Source organism: Nostoc sp. UIC 10630 (assembly GCF_010747425.1).
In the GTDB taxonomy this organism is placed as follows: Bacteria; Cyanobacteriota; Cyanobacteriia; order Cyanobacteriales; family Nostocaceae; genus Nostoc.
The window spans coordinates 1-4483 of record NZ_JAAGOG010000351.1; the positions used below are offsets into that span (position 1 = coordinate 1).

General features: G+C 40.9%; 6 protein-coding genes. 1 reads left to right on the top strand and 5 read right to left on the bottom strand.

Translation table 11 applies throughout. The features are described 5' to 3' along the window. Positions 1-76: 76 nt before the first annotated feature. The 5 genes from G1O98_RS37010 to G1O98_RS37030 form a co-directional block, all read right to left on the bottom strand. Positions 77-715, bottom strand: coding sequence for a CBS domain-containing protein (locus G1O98_RS37010; RefSeq protein WP_163939281.1), 639 nt, complete (start codon positions 713-715; stop codon positions 77-79). Positions 716-786: 71 nt separating this feature from the next. Beyond that, the gene (locus tag G1O98_RS37015; protein WP_163939283.1) at positions 787-1332 is read right to left on the bottom strand and encodes an oxidoreductase; all 546 of its coding nucleotides are present in this window, start codon (positions 1330-1332) and stop codon (positions 787-789) included. 32 nt (positions 1333-1364) lie between these two features. Beyond that, positions 1365-1889 (bottom strand): DUF3122 domain-containing protein, encoded by a 525-nt coding sequence (locus G1O98_RS37020; RefSeq protein WP_163939285.1) that lies wholly within the window; start codon positions 1887-1889, stop codon positions 1365-1367. Between the two features lie 36 nt (positions 1890-1925). Continuing rightward, positions 1926-2642, bottom strand: coding sequence for a bidirectional hydrogenase complex protein HoxU (gene hoxU, locus G1O98_RS37025; protein WP_163939287.1), 717 nt, complete (start codon positions 2640-2642; stop codon positions 1926-1928). Between the two features lie 328 nt (positions 2643-2970). Continuing rightward, positions 2971-3621 (bottom strand): DUF938 domain-containing protein, encoded by a 651-nt coding sequence (locus G1O98_RS37030; RefSeq protein ID WP_163939289.1) that lies wholly within the window; start codon positions 3619-3621, stop codon positions 2971-2973. 205 nt (positions 3622-3826) lie between these two features. On the opposite strand from G1O98_RS37030, the gene G1O98_RS37035 reads away from it, so the two are divergent. After that, complete coding sequence (locus G1O98_RS37035) at positions 3827-4429, top strand: hypothetical protein (protein WP_175587023.1); 603 nt, start codon at positions 3827-3829, stop codon at positions 4427-4429. Positions 4430-4483: the final 54 nt, after the last annotated feature.

Below are 4483 nucleotides of genomic sequence, written 5' to 3' on the forward strand. Positions count from 1 at the left end.
GAATTGGGGATAAGGGGCAGGGGGAAAGGGTTTAAATCCCTTACCCTTTACCCTTTCCCCTTTCCCCAGTCCTCACTTAGCATTTTTGGGTTGGCAGACTACTAGACCAATCGTCATAAATTCCTTTAGCTTCTGGATATTCATCGCAGTATTCTTCAAAGGCTGTTTTCACGACTTTCTCGGCTTTTTGATGTGCGATCTCGGCTTGTAATTCCTCGATCGCATCCCAAGCAACAGCACATTCTTCTGAATGGATACCTTGGCGATCGCAAATGACACGAGCTTTTTGAATTTCGTCCTGAAGTTGTTGTTCTAGCAGGAAAGTATGGGGTTGCTCAAGAAAGCTACTATTAGCTAGAATGTCAACCAGGGAAATGATACCCAGTAGTTCGCCCTGAATAACGGGCGCTCTCTGCAAATTATGGTCAGCAAATAACCGCGCTACGTATTCTAAGGCAAGTTCAGGATTGACAACGATACAAGGCTTGGTCATCACTTCATGAACACGCACACTAAAGGGATCTTTACCATAAGCAATCACTTTATATACAATATCCCTTTCAGTAATCATGCCGTAGGCATCGTGTTCATGGCGGCGATCTACAACTAGCGCTTTCCAGTCCCTTGCTCTCAAGAGTCTAACTGCTTCAGCCACTGTTGCTGAACTGTGAATCGTAGCAACATCTCTAGTCATAATGTCAGATGCTTTCAACATAATTGCTTCTAAAATTATTTTGTGATTGCCTCTCTTTCAACTTAGATAAAGAATCTGAGTAACTTGTGAAGTTAACCAAACTTGATAAATTTACGTCCTTTTAACTGTGGTTTTTCTCCCCTTAAGAGTGCCTCTAACACTGCTTTAATCTGAGTTGCTGAGGGTGGACAACCTGGCAAATAAATATCAACTGGCACTACTGTATGCACTGGTATCACCCGATCTAGTAAGGTTGGTACAATGCCAGGCTCATGGGGAATAGTGCCGTGAATATCTGCTGCTTCGATGTAACAACGTTGAAGAACAGGTTCGGCACTACCTAAAGGATTGCGTAAAGCAGTAACATTACCAGTGACAGCGCAATCACCAAAAGAGACAAGAATGTGCGATCGCTCTCTTACTATCTGAATCATTTGCAGGTGATCTTCATTTGCAATTGCACCCTCAACTAACACCACATCTACCCCTGGGGGATATTCTTTAGCATCAGCAAAGGGACTATAAACTAAATCTACTTGTGCTGCTAAATCAATCAGCCATTCATCCAAATCGAGAAAAGACATGTGACAGCCAGAACAGCCGCCTAGCCAAACCGTTGCTAATTTTAAACGAGTCATTTTATTTCTTAAATGAATTTTGACCTTAGCACTCAGGATTTTAGTGCAATTTCTTGCCATTCCTGCACGATATATTTTGGGATTGAAAGATTGATGAAGTGTTGTTTACCTACAGGTATACCAATCAACAATTCTTGAGTTGACAATTGAGGCAAAACATTCTTGAAGTCATACTGAGCGATGGTTGGTGCTGGTGCTTCATCTAGGAATATATCGGGAGCAGTTAATACTTTGCCTGTATCTGTAGTAATCTTTAGGGGTAAGGGATGGGGCAATTCCTGAGAACCAGGAAATCCCACCAATCGGAGATTTATTGAAGATATTTTATTGCTATTAGAATTAACTCGCTTAAACAAAATAACTTGCCAATAATTTCCTAATTCATCATTTAATTTTTCTTGTGAGCGATAAAGGATTTCTTCTGGCGTATCTTCTAATTGCATAACAGCAGCGATTACCTGTTGAGATGTGAAGGTTGCTAAACCCAGGTATATATATATTGTTAATATTGCCAACAATAGGAGCCACCAAAAAATTTTTAGGATGCGGCGTAACATTAGGTTTACCTCGTTGTGCTAATTTATGAACAGTAGCTAAACAAGCCATTGCTGCTTTTCTCTTGCTGTAAGTAGGAAATCAAGCTTGGCACGCTGGTGTTTCATTTCCCCGACGCTCGAACCTTTGTCAAAAAGCGCACCTGTAGGGCAAGCATTAACGCATTTGCCGCAAGAAGTACAAGTATCTGAGGTTCCCCAAGGCTGATTTAAATCAGTGATTACATGAGAATTTGTCCCTCTACCCGCCATATCCCAAGTGTGCGCTCCTTCGATTTCATCACAAACACGGATGCAACGAGTGCAAAGAACACAACGGTTATGGTCAATGCCAAAGCGAGCGTGAGAAATATCGACTTTGCGATCGGGGAAATGATAATCTAAGCGCACATGATCCATACCCATCTCAATTGCCAAGTCTTGCAATTCGCAATTACCGTTAGCTACGCAGACCGAGCAAATGTGATTACCTTCAGCAAATAGCATTTCTATAATGGTGCGACGATATTTTTGTAGGCGATCGCTATTTGTTTGGACTTCCATACCCTCAGCAACTTTTGTTACACAAGCAGGTTGGAGTTTATTACTCCCAGCAATTTCTACTAAACAAAGCCGACAAGCGCCAACATCTTCAACTCCTTGCAAGTGGCACAAAGTAGGAATGTGAATCCCTGCATCTTGCACCGCTTGGAGAATAGTTTCCTCCTCACGGGCGCTAATAAGTTTGTCGTTGACTGTTAAAGTTTTGACTGACATTGCTTCTAGCCTCAATCAGAATGAGCCTTTCGCTTCTGGAATGCCCTGAGTCTTGAATTGTAGACAAATAGTTTGAGGAACTTGTGAATAGCTTGGATAGTTTTCTCATCAATTGCTTTCCAAGCTATAGGAATCCGCTTTGATTTCTGTTCGCGCAGCGTGGCAAGGAAAGAAGGCTTTTTGAGTTGTACGGAGTTTTTTCAAAAATCAAATATGAGTCTATATTTAGCCTTGAGGTAGCACAGCAGAAAGTAGCCAGAAAATTGACATATCTGCAATTATTTTGAATTGAATTAAATTATGTCCACTAAGAAATTATTTCCAGGAATTATTCATTAGCGGCACGTTCAAACACTACTGAAAGATTATTGGCTGGCATTTGGTAAATTTGTTTCAAGATGAAATGTTCTGCCCTAGCTGCTGCCACTACATCATCCAAGTTCCGCACACCCCATTCTTGGTTTTGGGTGTGTAAATATTCGTCAAAAGCTGCATTACTCGCTGCTATATGTTCTCCACCTTGTTTAAAGGGTCCATATAAATAGAGGATACCTCCTGCTTTTAGGATACGGCCTGCCCCTGCCATTAGCCCCAAACAGGCTGACCACGGTGAAATGTGAATCATATTAATGTTGACGATAGCGACAATTGGCTCCCTATCAAGCCACTGAGTTACTTCCCCTTTCTCCACTGCCCAAACTGGCTCTCTAACATCTAGCTCAAGCGGTGGATAAACGTTATCAGAGGCATTGTGTTCAGTCCATGCACTAATGCTGGCTCGTAACTCTAAATTTGCATCTGTTGGTAGCCACAGGCGAGGACTTAGCCTGGATGCAAAAAAGACTGCGTGTTCACCAGTACCACTTGCTATTTCTAAAATAGTGCCACTTTCGGGTAATACCTGCAAAAGTATTTCTAGAATTGGTTCTCGGTTGCGCTCAGTTGCTGGTGCGTATTGTCGTGCGTCTTGTGGTGTCATTCTTAATCGTGATATTTTATGATTTTTCTCGCATGGTGCGCTTCCCGATAGTAACAATATAGATGATGTGGCCTATGTCCATTACAGTAATTCTTGACAAAAAAAGTATCCAGAGTTCATGTATTATCACTAGATACGTTCTTTTCGCATTGACGAAATAACTTTGGCAATTACATTTTAAACCTTAAACTTACATACGTGTTTCATGGCTCGCAAAAAATCACTTCCATTACAATCAACTGAAGTAACTCCATTAGCACTCTCTCAATTACATATCCGCTTGGAGTTTTTAGAAGCAGAACATAAATCGCTACTTAAACAGATTAAAAGAAAGCGAACGGAATTGAACAATTTTGTCGAGCAAATGCGAACTTTTGCCACAGAAATATTTCATCAAGCTAGTCCCCACTTTCAAAAAATGGCTGAGTTAGACCGAGATATTCATGCTCTATTTGATGAAATTTTTACCACTAGAAAGTTTGGGAAGCAAACCATCAAAAATATAGAGGCAGTTTACCTTGAACTCCAGTTGACAGGGATTATTAGTCCAAACGCGAGTCGCAAACAATTCAATACAGAGTTAAACGAACTATTTAATAATTCCGAATCCGAATCAGATTTTTCAGAGGAAGCGGCTGAAGGTAGCCATCAATATTGGCAAGCACAACAGTCTGTAGAATCTTCCTCTGTAGCGAGAACAGAGGATAAGAGAAAAATTCGGGAAACATTTCTCAGATTAGCTGAAATCTTTCACCCTGATAAGACAAGAGACAGCGAGACACAGATACAGCACTTCCTGCTGATATGAGGTACAGTTGGTAAGAATAAAAATATTATCTTTTCATGAAAGCATATTCAATCG

Excerpts from the sequence above, each read along its gene's own strand:
- G1O98_RS37010 (WP_163939281.1), bottom strand. The coding sequence starts at position 715 with ATGTTGAAAGCATCTGACATTATGACTAGAGATGTTGCTACGATTCAC.
- G1O98_RS37015 (WP_163939283.1), bottom strand. The coding sequence starts at position 1,332 with ATGACTCGTTTAAAATTAGCAACGGTTTGGCTAGGCGGCTGTTCTGGC.
- G1O98_RS37020 (WP_163939285.1), bottom strand. The coding sequence starts at position 1,889 with ATGTTACGCCGCATCCTAAAAATTTTTTGGTGGCTCCTATTGTTGGCA.
- hoxU (WP_163939287.1), bottom strand. The coding sequence starts at position 2,642 with ATGTCAGTCAAAACTTTAACAGTCAACGACAAACTTATTAGCGCCCGT.
- G1O98_RS37030 (WP_163939289.1), bottom strand. The coding sequence starts at position 3,621 with ATGACACCACAAGACGCACGACAATACGCACCAGCAACTGAGCGCAAC.
- G1O98_RS37035 (WP_175587023.1), top strand. The coding sequence starts at position 3,827 with ATGGCTCGCAAAAAATCACTTCCATTACAATCAACTGAAGTAACTCCA.